At 68.1% G+C, this 17418-nt stretch carries 16 protein-coding genes and 2 tRNA genes; 3 read left to right on the forward strand and 15 right to left on the reverse strand.

Going from position 1 to position 17418, the window contains the following annotated elements; genetic code table 11:
* Positions 1-29 precede the first annotated feature (29 nt).
* The gene (locus E3O57_RS09505; RefSeq protein ID WP_103479559.1) at positions 30-896 is read right to left on the reverse strand and encodes a class I SAM-dependent methyltransferase; all 867 of its coding nucleotides are present in this window, start codon (positions 894-896) and stop codon (positions 30-32) included.
* 67 nt (positions 897-963) lie between these two features.
* Here E3O57_RS09505 and E3O57_RS09510 point away from each other — a divergent pair, with 67 nt between their 5' ends.
* Positions 964-3009 (forward strand): M3 family metallopeptidase, encoded by a 2046-nt coding sequence (locus E3O57_RS09510; RefSeq protein ID WP_103479560.1) that lies wholly within the window; start codon positions 964-966, stop codon positions 3007-3009.
* Positions 3010-3090: 81 nt separating this feature from the next.
* On the opposite strand, the gene clpX is transcribed toward E3O57_RS09510, so the two are convergent.
* The 5 genes from clpX to E3O57_RS09535 form a co-directional block, all read right to left on the reverse strand.
* Entirely contained in the window at positions 3091-4371 is a 1281-nt protein-coding gene (gene clpX / locus E3O57_RS09515; RefSeq protein ID WP_088456390.1) for an ATP-dependent Clp protease ATP-binding subunit ClpX, read from the reverse strand.
* 158 nt (positions 4372-4529) lie between these two features.
* Positions 4530-5165, reverse strand: a complete 636-nt coding sequence (locus E3O57_RS09520; protein ID WP_174776240.1) for an ATP-dependent Clp protease proteolytic subunit — start codon at positions 5163-5165, stop codon at positions 4530-4532.
* 63 nt (positions 5166-5228) lie between these two features.
* Positions 5229-5828, reverse strand: coding sequence for an ATP-dependent Clp protease proteolytic subunit (locus E3O57_RS09525; RefSeq protein ID WP_088456392.1), 600 nt, complete (start codon positions 5826-5828; stop codon positions 5229-5231).
* Between the two features lie 165 nt (positions 5829-5993).
* The gene (tig, locus tag E3O57_RS09530; protein WP_088456393.1) at positions 5994-7400 is read right to left on the reverse strand and encodes a trigger factor; all 1407 of its coding nucleotides are present in this window, start codon (positions 7398-7400) and stop codon (positions 5994-5996) included.
* 54 nt (positions 7401-7454) lie between these two features.
* Positions 7455-7531: transfer RNA gene (locus E3O57_RS09535), tRNA-Pro, on the reverse strand.
* 206 nt (positions 7532-7737) lie between these two features.
* On the opposite strand from E3O57_RS09535, the gene E3O57_RS09540 reads away from it, so the two are divergent.
* A tRNA-Gly gene (locus E3O57_RS09540) sits at positions 7738-7811 on the forward strand.
* A gap of 28 nt (positions 7812-7839) precedes the next feature.
* Here the strand turns inward: E3O57_RS09540 and E3O57_RS09545 are convergent.
* Positions 7840-8793 carry an oxidoreductase gene (locus E3O57_RS09545; RefSeq protein ID WP_103479561.1) on the reverse strand — a complete coding sequence of 318 codons (954 nt, stop codon included), beginning with the start codon at positions 8791-8793 and terminating at the stop codon, positions 7840-7842.
* A 3-nt stretch (positions 8794-8796) separates the two neighbouring features.
* Positions 8797-9783, reverse strand: coding sequence for an L-lactate dehydrogenase (locus E3O57_RS09550; protein WP_103431987.1), 987 nt, complete (start codon positions 9781-9783; stop codon positions 8797-8799).
* A 98-nt stretch (positions 9784-9881) separates the two neighbouring features.
* On the opposite strand from E3O57_RS09550, the gene E3O57_RS09555 reads away from it, so the two are divergent.
* Positions 9882-10571 (forward strand): hypothetical protein, encoded by a 690-nt coding sequence (locus tag E3O57_RS09555; RefSeq protein ID WP_103479562.1) that lies wholly within the window; start codon positions 9882-9884, stop codon positions 10569-10571.
* Positions 10572-10674: 103 nt separating this feature from the next.
* Here E3O57_RS09555 and E3O57_RS09560 read toward each other — a convergent pair whose 3' ends face one another.
* The 7 genes from E3O57_RS09560 to E3O57_RS09590 all read right to left on the reverse strand — a co-directional run bounded on the left by E3O57_RS09560 (position 10675) and on the right by E3O57_RS09590 (position 17287).
* Positions 10675-11373 carry a response regulator transcription factor gene (locus E3O57_RS09560; protein ID WP_088456397.1) on the reverse strand — a complete coding sequence of 233 codons (699 nt, stop codon included), beginning with the start codon at positions 11371-11373 and terminating at the stop codon, positions 10675-10677.
* Positions 11373-12824 (reverse strand): sensor histidine kinase, encoded by a 1452-nt coding sequence (locus E3O57_RS09565; protein WP_103479563.1) that lies wholly within the window; start codon positions 12822-12824, stop codon positions 11373-11375. The genes E3O57_RS09560 and E3O57_RS09565 overlap by 1 nt, the downstream gene beginning before the upstream one ends.
* Before the next feature lie 78 nt (positions 12825-12902).
* A complete protein-coding gene (locus E3O57_RS09570) occupies positions 12903-14384 on the reverse strand; it encodes an amidohydrolase (RefSeq protein ID WP_103479564.1) in 1482 nt (493 codons plus the stop codon).
* Positions 14381-15037, reverse strand: coding sequence for an FMN-binding negative transcriptional regulator (locus tag E3O57_RS09575; protein ID WP_103479565.1), 657 nt, complete (start codon positions 15035-15037; stop codon positions 14381-14383). Before E3O57_RS09575 ends, E3O57_RS09570 begins: the two co-directional genes overlap by 4 nt.
* A gap of 65 nt (positions 15038-15102) precedes the next feature.
* A complete protein-coding gene (locus E3O57_RS09580; RefSeq protein WP_103459927.1) occupies positions 15103-16089 on the reverse strand; it encodes an Fpg/Nei family DNA glycosylase in 987 nt (328 codons plus the stop codon).
* A 41-nt stretch (positions 16090-16130) separates the two neighbouring features.
* Positions 16131-16619, reverse strand: coding sequence for a ribose-5-phosphate isomerase (locus tag E3O57_RS09585; RefSeq protein ID WP_103459928.1), 489 nt, complete (start codon positions 16617-16619; stop codon positions 16131-16133).
* A 41-nt stretch (positions 16620-16660) separates the two neighbouring features.
* Positions 16661-17287, reverse strand: a complete 627-nt coding sequence (locus E3O57_RS09590) for a DsbA family protein (RefSeq protein ID WP_103431995.1) — start codon at positions 17285-17287, stop codon at positions 16661-16663.
* Positions 17288-17418 lie beyond the last annotated feature (131 nt).

Genomic DNA, 17418 nt, shown 5'->3' on the forward strand with positions numbered 1-17418 from the left:
TACCATTTCTACCGCACTGTGCCGGCGGATCAGGACGGTTGGACGGCGATGATCTCGCCGTGCGGCATGCAGAACCAGCCGTCCGGATCCTCGGCCCACCGGTGCCACGCGGCGCTGATCTCGTGCAGGTCGCTCAGCCGGGCGGCCCCGGACTCGATGGCGTGAGCGGCGAAGTCCGCCTCGATCACGCGCGCCGCCCAGGATTCGCCCCACCATTCCCGCTCCGCCTCCGACGAGAAGCACCAGATCGACGCGCTCACGCTCACCGTGTCGAAGCCGGCCTGCCTGGCCCAGGCCTTCAACGCCCGACCGGCGTCGGGGTCACCGCCGTCGAAGCTGTGCACCGCGCGGTACACCTGCATCCACGAGCCGAGCCCGGCCAGCTTCGGGTACCAGGCCACGGCACCGTAGTCCGCATCGCGGGCGGCGAGGATGCCGCCGGGCTTGAGGACCCGCCTCATCTCACGCAGCGCCGCCACCGGGTTGTCCAGGTGCTGCAACACCTGGTGCGCGTGCACAATGTCCACGGATGCGTCCTCCGCCGGCAGCGCGTAGGCGTTCCCGACCGCGAACCTGGCGTTGTGCACTCCCTCATCGAAGGCCAGGCCCGCCGCCTGCTGCACGGCCAGGGCCGACGTGTCCACGCCGAGAACGGAGCCCGGCGCGAGCCGTCGGGCCAGATCGAGCGTGACGGTGCCCGCTCCGCTCGAGACATCGATCAGGCTGAGGCCGGGTCGCAAGTGCGGGAGCAGGTAGCCGGCGGAATTCTCGGCGGTGCGCCAGGTCAACACCCGTTGCGGGTGCTCGTGACCGAACGGATGCCCGGCACGAGGTGCGGTCTCCTGTCGCTCCGGGGTGTCACCCCGGCCTCCATTGCTCGTGCCGACACTGTTCATGCCGCCACTGTACGACGCCTGGCCCCGTTGTGAGCGGCCCCGTCAACCGGCGTCCTAGGCTGGGTCCATGGCCGACTCCGCGAATCCCTTCCTTGCTCCCAGCACCCTGCCCTACCAGCTGCCCCCCTTCGGTGAGATCCGCAACGAGCACTATCGTCCGGCGTTCGACGCCGGGATGGCCGAGCAGCTCGCCGAGATCACGGCCATCACGGCAGACCCCGCGGAGCCGACCATCGAGAACACCCTCATCGCACTCGAACGCAGCGGACAGGTTCTGCAGCGCGTGGCCACGGTGTTCTTCTCGCTGAGCTCGTCGGACGCCACAGAGTTCGGCACCGCACTCGAGGAGGAGCTCGCACCGCTGCTCGCAGCGCACGCCGACGCCATCCGGCTCGACCCTGCGCTGTACGCCCGTATCGCGTCGCTGCAGGAGCGACGTGATTCCCTGGATCTCGACCCGGAGACCGCGTACCTGCTCGAGCGATATCACACCGAGTACACCCTCGCCGGCGCGGCGCTCTCTGACGCTGACAAAGTATCCCTGCGCGACCTGAACATGCGTCTGTCCACCCTCACCACCCGGTTCGAGAAGAACCTGCTCGCCGACACCAACGACCTCGCCGTCGTGATCGACGACGTCGCCGAGCTCGACGGGCTCGGCGACGGCGAGATCTCGGCGGCCGCCGGCGCCGCCGCCGAACGGGGTCTTACCGGCAAGTACGTCATCACCCTGGTGCTGCCGACCAGCCATCCGTACCTCGCCTCGCTCACCAACCGCGCGGTTCGGGAACGCCTGCTGACCGCGTCCCGGTCACGCGGCATCCGCGGCGGCGAGCACGACAACCGCGAGCTGGTGCTCGAGATCACCCGCTTGCGAGCCCGGCGCGCGCGGCTACTCGGCTTCGCCAGCCACGCCGCATACGTCACGGCCGACGAAACCGCGAAGTCCCCGGAAGCCGTCGCCGGGATGCTGGATCGACTCGCGCCCGCCGCGGCACGCAACGCGCGCGACGAACAGCAGGCGCTGCAGGCCGCGGTACGAGACTCTGGCGGCGACTTCGAGCTCGCTGCCTGGGACTGGGCGTTCTACACCGAGAAGGTACGACAGGCCAGGTACGACGTCGACACGAGCGCCATGCGGCCGTACTTCGAACTGGAGCGGGTGCTGCACGACGGGGTCTTCTACGCTGCCACCCGGCTCTACGGGATCACCTTCACCGCACGGCCCGACCTCACCGCCTGGAATCCCGAGGCTCGCGTTTTCGAGGTCGCGAACGAGGACGGCTCCCCGGTGGGCCTGTACATCGCCGATTTCTACACCCGCGACTCCAAGCGCGGCGGTGCCTGGATGAACGCGCTGGTCTCGCAGTCCACCCTGCTGGGCACTCCCACCATCGTCACCAACAACCTCAACGTGCCCAAGCCCGCCGCTGGCTCCCCCACCCTGCTCACCTTCGACGAGGTCACCACCTTGTTCCACGAGTTCGGGCACGCCCTGCACGGTCTTTTCGCGCAGGTCACCTACCCGCGCTTCGCCGGCACCAATGTCTACAGGGACTTCGTCGAATTCCCGAGCCAGGTCAACGAGATGTGGATGCTCTGGCCCGAGGTCCTGGCGAATTACGCCAGGCACTACCGCACCGGCGAGTCCATGCCGCAGGAGCTCGTGGACCGCATCCGCGAATCGGCGACGTTCAACGAGGGATTCGCCACCAGTGAGTACCTTGCCGCCGCCCTGCTCGACCAGGCCTGGCACCGCATCACCGCCGACGACACCGTGGCGGATGTGGCTGCCTTCGAGGCGGCCGCGCTGGCCGCGGTGGGCCTGGACAACCCCGTGGTCCCCACCCGGTACGCGAGCACATATTTCGCGCACACCTTCTCCGGCGGCTACGACGCCGGCTATTATTCCTATATCTGGAGCGAGGTGCTCGACGCGGACACCGTGGCCTGGTTCACCGAGAACGGCGGCCTGACCCGGGCCAACGGTGACAGGTTCCGTGACCGGCTGCTCGGCGTGGGCGGCAGCGGCGACCCGCTGGTCGCCTACAGGTCCTTCCGCGGTCGCGACGCGCACATCCAGCCCCTGCTCGACCGCCGCGGGCTCGACTAACCGGCCGTAAACGTAATCGACCGTGGACGCAGAACCGCCCCCGATGTGAGGTCGGGGGCGGTTCGGGGCGGACGGGACCGGTTACGCGGACTTCTCCTCGCGCCGAGCCGAGTGCAGCACGATGGTGGGAGCCGCGTTCTCGAGGACCGATTCGCGGGTGACCACGACGCGGGCGACATCCGTGGCAGACGGTACCTCGAACATGATCGGTCCGAGCACCTCCTCCATGATGGCGCGGAGGCCTCTGGCACCGGTCTTGCGCAGGACCGCGAGGTCGGCGATGGCCTCGAGCGCGGGCTGTTCGAAGTCCAGTTCCACACCGTCGAGCTCGAACATGCGCTGGTACTGGCGCACCAGGGCGTTCTTGGGCACCGTGAGGATCTGCATCAGGGCGACCTGGTCGAGTTGGGTGACCGTGGTCACCACGGGCAGCCGGCCGATGAATTCGGGGATCAGCCCGAACTTGTGCAGGTCTTCCGGCAGCACCTCACTGAAGAGGTTGATGTCGTCGCCCTTGCTGTGCAGCGGGGCGCCGAAGCCGATGCCCTTCTTGCCGGCACGCTGGGAAATGATGTCGTCGAGCCCGGCGAAGGCGCCGGCAACGATGAACAGCACGTTGGTGGTGTCCACCTGGATGAACTCCTGGTGCGGATGCTTGCGGCCGCCCTGCGGCGGCACCGAGGCGACGGTTCCCTCGAGGATCTTCAAGAGCGCCTGTTGCACGCCCTCCCCGGACACGTCGCGGGTGATCGACGGGTTTTCGGCCTTGCGGGCGATCTTGTCGATCTCGTCGATGTAGATGATGCCGGTCTCGGCGCGCTTCACGTCGTAGTCGGCGGCCTGAATGAGCTTGAGGAGGATGTTCTCGACGTCTTCACCCACGTAGCCGGCCTCGGTGAGGGCCGTGGCATCCGCGACGGCGAACGGCACGTTGAGCCGCTTCGCGAGGGTCTGGGCGAGGTAGGTCTTGCCGCAACCGGTGGGGCCGATCAGCAGGATGTTGGACTTGGCGATCTCGACGTCGTCATGGATGGCGTCCGCCGCGGTCAGGGTGGCGCGGCTGCGCACGCGCTTGTAGTGGTTGTAGACGGCCACGGCGAGGGCGCGCTTGGCGGCTTCCTGCCCGATGACGTACTCCTCGAGGAATCCGAAGATCTCCCGGGGCTTGGGCAGCTCGAATTCGCTGCCGACTTCTTCGGCTCCGGCCTCGGCCAGACGTTCTTCGATGATCTCGTTGCAGAGCTCAACGCATTCATCGCAGATGTACACGCCGGGTCCGGCAATGAGCTGCTGCACCTGCTTCTGGCTCTTTCCGCAGAAAGAACACTTCAACAGGTCGGCGCTCTCGCCTATTCGGGCCATCCGTGAGCCTCCTCCATCAATGACGCTGAATTCGAGCCTAGCTTGTGCGTGTGACAGATGCGTGCAGCCACGGAACAATGCGAAACGGCGCGCCGCCTCGGGGCGACGCGCCGTTCGGTGAACAGGCTGACCAGAGGGCCAACCCGTCCGTTGCGGTACTACTTGACCAGCGTGGGCACGTTCTTGCGGCTGGTCAGGATCTGGTCGATCAGACCGTATTCGAGGGCCTCTTTCGAGCCGAGGATCTTGTCGCGGTCGATATCCTTGTGGACCTGCTCCTTGGTGCGGTTGGAGTGACCGGCGAGGGTCTCTTCAAGCCATTCGCGCATCCGCTGGATCTCGGCCGCCTGGATTTCGATGTCGGAGGCCTGGCCGCCACCCTGGCCGCCGGCCGACGGCTGGTGGATGAGGATACGGGCGTTCGGCAGCGCGAGGCGCTTGCCGGGTGTTCCACCGGCCAGCAGCACGGCGGCGGCGGAGGCCGCCTGGCCGAGGCAGACCGTCTGGATGTGCGGACGGATGTACTGCATGGTGTCGTAGATCGCCGTCATGGCGGTGAAGGAGCCACCGGGCGAGTTGATGTACATCACGATGTCGCGGTCGGGGTCCTGGCTCTCGAGGACCAGGAGCTGGGCCATGACGTCGTCGGCCGAGGCATCGTCAACCTGCACGCCGAGGAAGATGATGCGGTCCTCGAACAGCTTGGCGTACGGGTCCTGGCGCTTGTAGCCGTAGGCGGTGCGCTCCTCGAAGGTGGGGAGGATGTAACGCGACTGCGGGGCCTGCGGTGCCATTCCACCGGGCGCCATTCTGCCGGCCTGGTGGCCAAAATTAGTGAATTCCATTTTCTGCCCGTCCTACTTCTTGTTCACTGAGTCGTCGGTGCCGCCGCCGCCGACAACCTGCGTCGCAGATTCGCGCAGGTGGTCAACGAATCCATAGTCCAGGGCTTCCTGGGCGGTGAACCAGTTGTCGCGGTCGTTGTCGATGAGGATCTGCTCGACCGACTTGCCGGTCTGCTCGGCCGTGAGCTCTGCCATCCGCTTCTTCATGTCGAGGATGACCTTGGCCTGGGTCTGGATGTCGGCCGCCGTGCCGCCGAACCCACCGGACGGCTGGTGCAACAGCACGCGCGCGTTCGGGGTGATGTACCGCTTGCCCTTGGTGCCGGAGGAGAGCAGGAACTGGCCCATCGAGGCCGCCAGTCCGATTCCCACGGTGACGATGTCGTTCGATACGAACTTCATGGTGTCGTAGATTGCCATGCCCGCGGTGATCGAGCCACCGGGTGAGTTGATGTAGAGGAAGATATCCCGCTGCGAGTCCTCTGCGGCCAGCAGCAGGATCTTGGCACAGATCTCGTTGGCGTTGTCGTCTCGCACCTCTGAGCCGAGCCAGATGATGCGGTCGGCCAGCAGTTTGTCAAAAACGCCGGGTGTAAGTGCCATTTCGGCCATGTCGCGCTCCGTTTCGCTTGTCGCTTCAGAATGAATCTATAGGGTCCAACGCGCGCAAAAGGCTCTGTTCGCCCTCGGCAGATTCACGCCGGCGGCGGTACACGCAGAACGGGCCGGATGTCCGCAGACATCCGACCCGTTTACCAGCGCCATCAGGCGTCGGGGTTACTTCTTTGCAGCAGCCTTCTTCTTCGGCTTGGCCTCGGCGGCCGGGGCCTCCTCGGCTGCTTCATCAGAGGCGGCTTCATCAGAGGCGGCTTCGTCAGAAGCAGCCTCGTCGGCTGCAGGCTCGTCGTCGACGACGGCCGTGAACTCGGACAGGTCGACGGAGGCACCGTTGGAGTCGGTGACCTCGGCCTTGCCCAGGGCGATCGCGAGGGCCTTGTTGCGGGCGACCTCGGCGACCATGGACGGGATCTGGCCGTTGCCGGACAGGGCCTGAACGAACTCGCTCGGGTCCATGCCGTACTGCGAGGCACCCTGGATCAGGTACTGGGTGAGCTCGTCCTGGCTGACCTTGACCTTCTCAGCCTCGGCGATGGTGTCGAGCAGGATCTGCTGACGGAAGGTCTTCTCGCTGGCCTCGGTGACCTCGGCGCGGTGGGTCTCGTCTTCGAGGCGGTTCTCGCCCTCGAGGTGACGGTGCACCTCGTCGGCGATGATGGCCTCGGGGATCGGGACCTCGACGGAGGAGAGCAGCTGCTCGATGAGCAGCTCGCGGGCCTGGTTGCCCTGGCCGAAGACCTTGGAGCGGCCGACCTGGACCTTGAGGCTCTCGGTGAGCTCGTCGATGGTGTCGAACTCGCTGGCGATCTGCGCGAAGTCGTCGTCGGCGGTGGGAAGCTCGCGCTCCTTGACAGCGATGACGGTGACGGTGATCTCCGCGGTCTCGCCCTCGTGGTCGCCGCCGAGCAGCTTGGAGGCGAAGGTGGTGGTCTCACCGGCGGTGAGGGACTCGAGGGCCTCGTCGATGCCCTCGATGAGGTCGCCGGAGCCGACCTCGTAGGAGATGCCGCTGGCGTTGTCGACCTCGACACCGTTGACGGATGCGACGAGGTCGATCTGGGCGAAGTCGCCCGAGGTGGCGGGACGGTCGACCGTGATCAGCGTGCCGAAGCGGCTGCGCAAGGTGTTGAGTTCTTCGGTGACCTCATCGTCGGAGATCTCGACGGCGTCGACGGTGAGCTTGATGCCCTCGTAGACGGGCAGGTCGATCTCGGGACGCACGTCGACCTCGATGGCCAGCTGCAAGTCTCCGGAGAAGTCCTTGTCGCTGGGCCACTCGACGATGTCGGCCTCCGGACGGCCGAGCGGGCGCAGCTTGTGCTCGTCAACGGCCTTGCGGTAGAAACCGTCGAGGCTCTCGTTGACCGCGTGCTCCAGCACGGCGGACTTGCCGACGCGCTGGTCGATGATGGCGGGCGGGACCTTGCCCTTGCGGAAGCCGGGGATGTTGATGTCTTCGGCGATGTGCCCGTAGGCGTGGGTGATGCTGGGCTTCAGCTCTTCCGGAGTCACCGAGATGGTGACCTTGGCGCGCGTGGGGCTCAGCTTTTCTACCGTGGACTTCACGTTTAAATCTCCTGTGTTCGACAGATTATGTTCGACAGATGTGCAGGGGGGTGATGGTCGGGGCGACAGGATTCGAACCTGCGACCTCTCGGTCCCAAACCGAGCGCTCTACCAAGCTGAGCTACGCCCCGGATGTCATCTCACCCGTTGGGGCCACCAACTTGGCACGCATACTCACGCGACAGGCGGATTGACCTCCGTCAGTCTAGTGCACCACCCGCAGCCCGGGGCGTCCCTGAGCGGATTCCGGGCGCGTTCCGGGGTGTTTGTCGGCGCTGGGGAAATCACGCACCGAAACCTGTACTACGATATTCGAGTGCCAGCAGGTGTGGCACATGGGGATGTAGCTCAATGGTAGAGCCTCAGTTTTCCAAACTGATGGCGCGGGTTCGATTCCCGTCATCCCCTCCATATTGCAAGGGTCTCGGGCCCTTCCGGGTCAGGCGAAGACGTAGGTCACACCGGTGAGGCGCTCGCTCTCCGTCCAGAGGCGGCGGGCGTCGTCGGTGTTCTGTGCGCGCTTGGAGCGTGTGACGGGCACCGGATGCCCGTGCTGCTGCCCGAACCCCTCCGGCCCGACGAACGAGTTGCCGGCCAGCCCGGGCAGGGTGGCCGCGTACAGCGACGGCAACGCACCCCACACCGCCGGTTGGGCGAATTCCCGGGTCAGCGTCGCCATCAGGCGGCTGCGCCTGGTGGTGGTCTTCGCACCGCGCATGGCAGGACCGGCGGTCTGCAGGTTCGTCAGGGCGAAGCCCGGATGCGCAGCCATCGCCCGCAGGGACAGCTTCGCGGCCGCCGACCGGCGCTGCAGCTCGCTGGTGAACAACAGGTTGGCGAGCTTGCTCTGCCCGTACGCCGGCCACGGCCGGTAGCGCCTGGTGCCCATCAGGTCGTCGAAGTTCATCCGTCCGATGCGGTGCACCGTCGACGACAGCGTCACCACGCGCGCATCCGGGCCGGCCACCAGCAGCGGAAGCAGCCGCCCGGTCAGTGCGAAGTGACCCAGGTGGTTGGTGCCGAACTGCATCTCGAAACCATCGACGGTGCGCCGCTCGGGCAGGTTCATCACACCGGCGTTGTTCACCAGCAGGTCGAGACGACCGGGGCCGGCGATGAACTCCTCGGCGAAAGCGGCAATCGAGACCAGGCTGGCCAGGTCCAGCACTCGAACCGACAGATCGGCATCCGGCAGGCGATCCCGCATCCGCTCCACGGCCGCCGCTCCCCTGGCGCCGTCCCGCACGGCCAGGGTCACGGATGCGCCGTGCGCGGCCAGCTGCGCCGCGGTCACGAAGCCCAAACCCGAGTTGGCTCCGGTCACGATGGCGGTGCGGCCGGTGAGGTCGGGAATCTTGTCTTCGGTCCAGCCGTAGCCGAGTTTCGGTTCCACGGGTCAGGCCAGTCCGAGGGTGTCGAGGGAGGCGCGGAGGGTGGCGGCGGAGTGTTCGAACAGCGCCTGCTCCTTGGCCGAGAACGGCACGTCGATGACGCGGGCGATACCGCTGGCGTCGATGACGCTGGGCACCGACAGGGCCACCCCGCTGACACCCCGGTAGTCGGTGAGCACCGAGCTGACCGGCAGGATGGCTCCCTCGTCACGCAGCACCGCCTCGACAATGCGGGCGCCGGAGAGGCCGATGGCGTAGTTGGTGGCGCCCTTGCCCTCGATCACCTTGTAGGCAGCGTTCTTGACCTCGTCAGCGATCGACTCGAACTCGGCCTCGGAGAACGGCACAGATCCGCTGCCCTGCGCCGGTCCGGTGGCGCCGCGGGCCAGCATCCAGTCGGCCAGCGAGATCGGCCCGATACGCGCCTGCGACCAGAGCGGGAACTCGGAGTCGCCGTGTTCGCCGACGATGAGGGCGTGCACGTTGGAGATCGCCACGCCGACGCGTTCGGAGAGCATCCAGCGCAGCCTGGAGGAGTCGAGCACGGTGCCGGAGCCGAACACCCGCGCCGGCGGCAGGCCGCTGAACTGCTGGGCGGCCACGGCGAGCACGTCGACGGGGTTGGTGACGAGGACGAAAATGGCGTCGGGGGCCCGCTCGACGAGCTTGGGCATCAGGTCGCGCAGGATCTCGACGTTCACGCCGGCCATCTCGAGGCGGGACTGGCCGGGATGCTGGCGGGCGCCGGCGGTGATCACGACGACGTTGGCGCCACTCACCACGTCGAGGTCATCGCCGCCGGTGACCCTGGATGCCCCGGTGAACTGGGTGCCGTGTGCGAGGTCGAGCACCTCGGCGGCCACCTTGGCCGAGTTGATGTCGTACAGAGCCACCTCACGGGCGGACTCGCGGATCAGGGCCGCGTAGGCCAGGGATGTGCCGACGGCGCCGGCGCCGACGATGGCCAGTTTGGAGTTCTCAATCACGCTCATGGTCCCAGTGTCCTCTATCGTGGGTCCGCTCCCTCACGCCGTGCCCTGTCACGCCGGGTGCCCTGTGCGGCTTGGCGGATGCGGGCCACTATGGCTGCATGCCCGACGAGGAACCGGCGCCGGCCCGCCCGAACCCGGAGGTACCGCCCGCGGTGCGCGCCCAGCTGCTCGCCACCGAGCACTGGAGCCTGCTGGCTTCGCGCAGCACCACCCAGGGTGAGGTGCTCACCCGCATCAGCATGTTCCTGTACCTGGTCTCGGCCGGGCTGGTGAGCCTGGCCCTGGCCGGGCAGGCCACCCAGTTCGACGAGGGCTTCCCCGGTTTCGCCCTCACGGTGCTCGGCATCATCCTGCTCGTGGGTGTCCTCACCCAGGTACGGGTGACGAATGTGAGCATGGAGGACCTGGCCTACGTGCTGGCGATGAACAGGTTGCGGGCGGCGTACGTGGAGCTTGACCCCGGGGTCGCGCCGTACCTGATGGCGTCCCGGTTCGACGACCTGCCCGGCACCCAGACCACCTACTACTTCCTGGGCGGCCAGCCGCGGAATTTCAGCCAGGTTCTGGGCAGCAGCATGATGTTCATCATCGCGGTGAACTCCACCCTGCTCGGCCTGTTGTTGGCCGGGATCACTCTGGGGCTTGGCCTGCCGCTGCTCGTCTGCCTCGCGATCTCCGTAGTGGGCGGCGTGGGCTTCCTGGCCGGCTCGATCGTGGTGGGCGGCACCCGCTATCTCGGCTTCTGGCGGCGGTACACGCCGTTGTTCCCGTCTCCCCCTGCCGAGTGATCCCTGCTCTTCGCCGACGTGCGAACGAAGCACCGTGTGCGGGCGTTGACGGGGCACGGTGCCGCAAGACAGGGGCGCCCTGCAGTTGCTAGCCCTGCAGTTGCTAGCCCTGCAGGAAGGCCAGCACCGCGAGCACCCGGCGGTGATCGGACCCGGTGTCGTCGAGGCCGAGCTTGACGAAGATCGCGGTGACGTTCTTCTCCACCGCGCCGACCCCGATCACGAGGCGCTCGGCGATGCCCACGTTGGTGCGCCCTTCCGCCATCAGGCCGAGCACGTCACGCTCCCGCGGGGTCAGCGCCGCCAGCGGACTGGTGCGGCGGGCCAGCAGTTCGCGCACCACCTGCGGGTCGAGCACCGTGCCGCCGGCGCTCACCCTGGCGACGGCATCCTGCAGCTCGTCGAGCGACGCGACCCGGTCCTTGAGCAGGTAGCCCAGGCCACCCTCCCCCGACGCCAGCAGCTCCTGCACGTAGGTGCCCTCGACGTACTGGCTGAGCAGCAGGATGCCGATGCCCGGCAGCCGGCGCCGCAGCTCGATCGCGGCGCGCACCCCCTCGTCGCGGAAGGTGGGCGGCATCCGAACGTCGAGCACCGCCAGGTCGGGTCGCAGGGCTTCTATCTCGGCGAGCAGGGCGTCGGCGTCGCCGTAGGCGGCCACGGTGTCGAAACCTGCCTCGGCGAACAGCCGCACCAGACCCTCACGCAGCAGCACGGAGTCCTCTGCCAGGACCAGGCGTAGCGGTGCGGTCGGGGTGGGACGCTGGAGTGTGCTCACCCGTTCAGGATAGGGCGCACTCATCACCGAACGACGGAGCTGCCCAGGTCGTGCACCACAGGGATGTGCGCGCCCACCGCGGTGGGGCCGCCGTGCGGGCTCCGCACCGACAGGATGCCGCGCAGGCCCTTGAGGCGTTCGTCCAGGCCGGCCAGACCGTGGCCGTCCTGCAGCACCGCGCCGCCGCGGCCGTTGTCGATCACCCAGAGGTCCAGCCAGGTGGAGTCGTCCTCCGGGACCCGGCGGAGTTCCAGGTGCAGCCGGATGCCAGTGGCCCCGGCATGCTTGGCCACGTTGGTGAGCAGTTCGGCGGCGATGAAGTAGCTGCTGCGCTCGATCTCCGAGGGCAGCCGCAGGTCGTGGTCCACCTGCAGTTCCAGCTGAACGGGCACGGTGCTGCGAGCGGCCAGCGACTCCAGGGCCACGATCAGGCCGCGGTCCTGCAGGATCGGCGGCACCAGTCCGCGGGAGAGTGCCCGCAGTTCCTCGAGCGTGTCGCGCGCCTGTTCGCGGGCCTCGACGAGAAGCCGGCGCGCGGCATCCGGGTCGTCGTCGAGCCGGCGTTCGGCGCTGGCGAGATCCATCTGCAGGCGCACCAGGCGCTGCTGGGGCCCGTCGTGGATGTCGCGTTCGAGCCGCCGCAGCGACTGGTCTTCAGCCGACACGGCCGCGCCGCGGGAGGCGCTGAGGTCGGCGACCTCGCGCTGCAGGGCCTCGGACGACCAGGCGCCGAGCATCACGCTGGCGATGCCCTGGTGCATCAAGACCATGCCGCGGGTGACGAACGGCAGGGTGAGCAGGAAGGCCAGGCCCAGGGCGGCGTTCAGCACGTTCTCGGCGGCCAGGTTCTGGCCGCTGTCGGGGCCGAACGAACCGGTAATCAGATCGAAGAGCCCCACGGACTCGCTGTCGTTGGGCAGCGACCAGCTCCAGATCCAGTAGGTGAGCCCGCCAAGCGCGCCGGACAGCCACACGATGACGATCGACCAGGACACGACGCCCACGATGAAATTCACGATCATGCCGTGCAGCAGGTACAGCCAGTAATGACCGGACACCAGCGGGCCGAGGATGGCGCGCAGCGGCGTCGCGGGTTCGCCGCGCGGTGTCCACTGCGGCGGGGTGATGGCCGGCTGGCCGGCCCAGCGCAGCCGGGTGAGCTCGACGACGCCGAAGCCGCGGGCGGCGTAAAGGGCGGCCACGACGATGAACAGGCCCACGAACAGGGCCACCAGGCTCACTCCCGTGGCGAACAGGGTCACCAGGACGGTCAGGGACACGATGACGATGGGCAGGGTCGGCAGCAGGAAGCCGAGCTCCCCGGGCGTGCGCGCCCACAGGCTGAGATAGCCGGTCGGGCTCTGGCCGCTCTCGGCGGGCTTGATGGCGGGCTGCACGAAGCCCAGCGTGGCAGAGTTCGGGCTCTCGGTGGTGTCACCGGCGCCCGTGGCGGAATTGAGGGTGTCGTTGGTCATGGTTCCAGCGTGCTCTCGGCGGCGGCCTGCGCCCATCCCCTCAGCCGCCGGATCTGTGTGGGGGTTATCCCCCGCACCTCAGAGTGTGCTGTGCGTGAACCGGCCACCGAGCAGTGTCGCGGCCACGGGCATCCGTCGCAGATCGGCCACCGACGCCACAAACGGGTCGATCTCGCAGATCGCGAGGTCGGCGATCTGGCCCACACCGATGCCGTGCCGGCCTCGGGCGGATGCCGCCAGCGCGGCCTGCCGGGAGATCGCCTGGTCGGGGTGCCAGGCGGCGCGCTCGCCCCGGCTGCGCCCCACGGCGGCCGAGATGGCCACCCACGGGTCGAGTGGCGCGACGGGTGCGTCGGAGCCGAGCGCCAGCTGCACCCCGGCGGACAGCAGGTCGGCCAGCGGGAACGCCCGTTCGGTGCGGCCGGCCCAGTACCGGTCGGCCACGTCGCGGTCGTCGAGGGCGTGTTCGGGTTGAACGCTGGCTGTGATCCCCAGGCGGGCGAACCGGGCCACATCGGCCGCGGTGAGCAGTTGGGCGTGCTCGATGCTGCCGGTGCAGCCCACGGCCTCGAAGGCGTCGAGGGCGAGACTGTTGGCGTTGTCGCCGATGGCGTGCACGGCGGGGCGGATGCCGGCGGCGGCGGCCCGCCGCATCAGGGCCTCGAGCTCGTCGGCGGGCACGGTGAGCATGCCACGGTCGTGGTCGCCGGAGAGTCCTGGGTAGGCCTCGAAGCAGTACGCGGTGCGGGTGTTCAACGAGCCGTCGGTGATCACCTTGTACGGGCCGACGGTGAGCAGCCCGCCGGTGCCGTCGATCACCTGGCCGCTGGTGAGACCCTGCGCGATCGCGTCGTCGAGGTGGTGCGTGTACAGGCCGAAATCGACCCGCAGGCTGTCGGTGCCCGCATCGATGCGGCGCCGCCAGACGTCGAGGTTCCAGGTCATCTCCAGGTCGACGATGCCGACCACACCGCGGGCGGCCGCAGCACGGGCGGCCTCGTCGGCCCAGGCGTCGAGGTCGGCGTCCGGCACGTTGTCGATGGCGTGTTCCACCGCGAAGGCGTCGTCCTCGCGCAGCAGCCCGGTCTGGTGGCCCGCGAAACCGTAGACCGCGAGGGCGGCGGAATTCAGCCAGCAGCTGTGCAGGTCGCCGCTGACCAGGACCACCGGCACCGGCCCTGACGCGGCGTCGAGCAGAGTGCGGCTCGGGGCATCCGACCACAGGGCGTCCCGAAAGCCGAAGCCGACGAGTCTGTCGTGCTTGCCGGCGGCCGGCACCGCGGCCAGCCGGTCGGCGACCAGATCGGCGGCCGCCCGGGCGCTCGTCGCGTCGGACACGTCGAGGCGCCTGGCGGTCTGGGACCACTGGCTGAAGTGCACGTGATTGTCCCAGAGCCCCGGCGTGATCCAGCGCCCGTCCAGATCAACGGTCCGGGTCGCCGGCGAGTGGCCGCTCGCGGGTGCGAGGTAGCCGATCGAGGTGATCAGGCCGTCGTCAACGCGCACGTCGACGAGGTCGTCGCTGCCGGGCAGGCGGCCGTTGCGCAGTACCAGGCTCATTCGGCGGCGCTGGGTTCGGCGGCGCTGTCGCGGGCCCGGCGCATCCGGGCGGCCAGCGCCGGGCTCGCGTACGGACCGTCACCGTCGAGCTCGACGAGGATACGGTCGACTGTGGCGGCCGGCTTGTTCTGGCTCATTTTGTCCTTCGCCGTGAAGCGCGTCACCCGCAGGCGGAAACCCACGGTACCGGCGACGATGCGGGCAGCGTAGTCGGCGTTCTCCGGGGTGCCGTTCATGCGCCGGGGCTCGTCCATGCGGTCCTCGAAGTGGTCGACCAGGGCCGCGAGTACCCGCAGGTTCTCGGCGTCGGAGAGTATCTCGGGAGTGCCGTGCAGGTGCGCGGTGACGAAGTTCCAGGTGGGCACGGCGGGGCGGGCGTCGTACCAGCCGGGCGAGATGTAGCCGTGCGGGCCCTGCACGATCACGAGGATCTCGTGCGCGCCCAGCTCGTGCAGCTGCTCATCGGGCCGACCGACGTGGCTGAGCAGCACGATCTCGCCGTCGGCGGCCGCCGTGTCGAGGATCACCGGGTAGTGCGAGGCGACGAGCTCGCCCGCCTCCGTGGAGCTCACCAGGGTGACCCAGGGGTACTCCTGAATCAGACGGCGTACCTCGTCGACCTGGTCGAGCGCGAAGCTGGGGTTGGTTCTCACGGGCGGGCTCCTGGGGTGCGGGCGGGGTCAGCGATGACAGACGCAGGTGCGGCGGATGGGACGGGTCAGGCCTGGCAGGACGGGCAGTAGTAGAGCTTTCGAGCGCCCATCTCCTCGAGGGTGATGTGGGTGCCGCAAACCCGGCAGGGCAGGCCCTCGCGCTTGTAGACCCAGTGCCGGTCGGCGCGGTTCTTCATCGCGAGTCGGTAATCCTCGCCCGTCAGGTCGTCCATTGTCATCATCTGGCCGGTGTTCACACCGATGGCCAGCAGATGCGCCCAGTCCCGCCAGAGGGCCCGCAAGCTCTCCTCGGTCAGCGACTTGCCCGGGGCATGCGGGTTGATCCTCGCCCGGAACAGCAGCTCGGCGCGGTAGACGTTGCCGATACCGCTGACGACGGACTGGTCCATCAGCAGCAGGCCGATACGGGTGGGCTTCTTGCGCACGATGTCCACGAAGCGCTGCTCGGCCTCCGGGCTGTCGTCGAGCTGCGGGTCGGGGCCGAGCCTGGCCAGCACAGCGTCAACCTGAGCGGGGTCGAGCACCTCACAGGCGGTCGGGCCGCGGAGGTCGGCCGAGACCGTGTCGGTGAGCAGGCGCACCCGCACCTGACCGACGGGTTCGGGCGGGAAGGTGTCGAGCTGGTCGATCTCCTTTTCTTGCTCGGCCATGCGCACCCGGGTGCGGCGGGGCGCACCGATGCTGTGCATCGAGTTCTCGCCCGCTGAATCCAGCACCGGCGCGAGGTCGGTGCCGCGCTGGTTGGTCTGTCCCATCCGGCCGTTGCTCGAGGCGATCGTGGCGTCCATGATGATGTCGCCCGCGAAGTCCCAGGCGCCGTACATGCCCAGGTGCACCCGTAGCCAGAGCCCGTTGTCGAACTCCAGGAACATCTGTTTGCCCACCGCGCGGGCATCCGTCATGACGTGACCGCTCAGTTGTGCCGCACCGGCGGCGAACCGGCCCTGCGGCGACGAGAGCTGCACCGGGCGGCCCACGAAGTTGCGCGCGAATTGCCGGGTGATGCGATGGACGGAATGACCCTCTGGCACGGCGATGCCTTTCCGACTCGGTGGATCAGGTGAGGTGCAGCTCAGTTGCTCAGGACGGTGCCGGCGATGGTGCCGGTGGTCTCGTATTCGGCCAGCTGGTCGATACGGCGCTGGTGGCGTTCCTCGCCGGGGAACGGGGTGGCGATGAAGGCGTCGATGAACGCGATGACGTCCTCGATGGGGTGCTGGCGGGCGCCGATCGCAATCACGTTGGCGTTGTTGTGTTCGCGGGCGAGTGTCGCCGTGGCCGCGTTCCAGACCAGCGCGGCGCGCGCGCCGTGCACCTTGTTGGCCGCGATCTGCTCACCGTTGCCGGAGCCGCCGAACACCACGCCGAGTGCCTCGACGCCGGCCGCCTGGTCGGCGACCACGGCCACCGCCGCGCTGATGCAGAACGCCGGGTAGTCGTCGAGCGGTTCGTAGCTGGTGGGCCCGTGGTCGATGACCTCGTGCCCGGCCGTACCGAGGTGGCTGATCAGGAGGGTGCTGAAGTCGAGGCCGGCGTGGTCGGTGGCGATATGGATGCGCATGATCAGCAGTCTATTTAGTCGGGCGGGATGCTGCGGCGCTGCTACTCGGCGGCCGCAACGAGGGCGGGCGCGAAGATCGGGTCGCGGGTGCGGCTGCGCTTGATCTCGAAGAAGCCGTCGTAGCCGGCCACCGCGACCACGCCGTCCCACAGGGCCAGCGCTTGATCCCCGGTCGGTGCCGGCGAGATGACCGGGCCGAAGAAGGCAACGTCGTTCACGGCGATCACCGGGGTGCCGACGTCCTGGCCCACCCGGTTGATGCCGTCGAAGTGGCTGGCGCGCATCTGCACGTCGAACTCGTCGCTCTCGGCGTAGCGGGCGAAGTCGGCCGGCAGGCCCACCTCGGCGAGCGCCGCGGGAATCACGGAATCGGCATCCGAGTTGCCCTCGTGGTGGATTCGGGTGCCCAGCGCGTCGTAGAGAGCCTTGACGGTCTCCTGGCCGTGCAGCTCCTGAGCGGCCTGCACCAAACGGGTGTATTTGAGGGCCCGGGGGAAGAACGCGCGGTACTCCTCGGAAACGTCGGTGTTTTCGTTCAGCACCGCGAGGCTCATCACCTGCCAGCTCACCTCGAAGCCGCGCAGATCACTCACCTCGTCCACCCAACGAGAAGTCATCCAGGCCCAGGGGCAGGAGGGGTCGAACCAGAAGGTCACAGAGTCGCTCATCGACCCAGCCTAAGCGAGTCAAAGGTCCCGAAATGCCGCCGAAGCGGCGCGCACCGAACCCGGCTAAAGCCCTGTCCAGAGCGGCTATCGAAAGAGAAATGCCTGATTCTGAGGCAAATTGCGCTAAAATT

Origin of the sequence: Cryobacterium sp. TMN-39-2, assembly GCF_004402745.1 — a bacterium.
Lineage (GTDB): Bacteria > Actinomycetota > Actinomycetes > Actinomycetales > Microbacteriaceae > Cryobacterium > Cryobacterium zongtaii.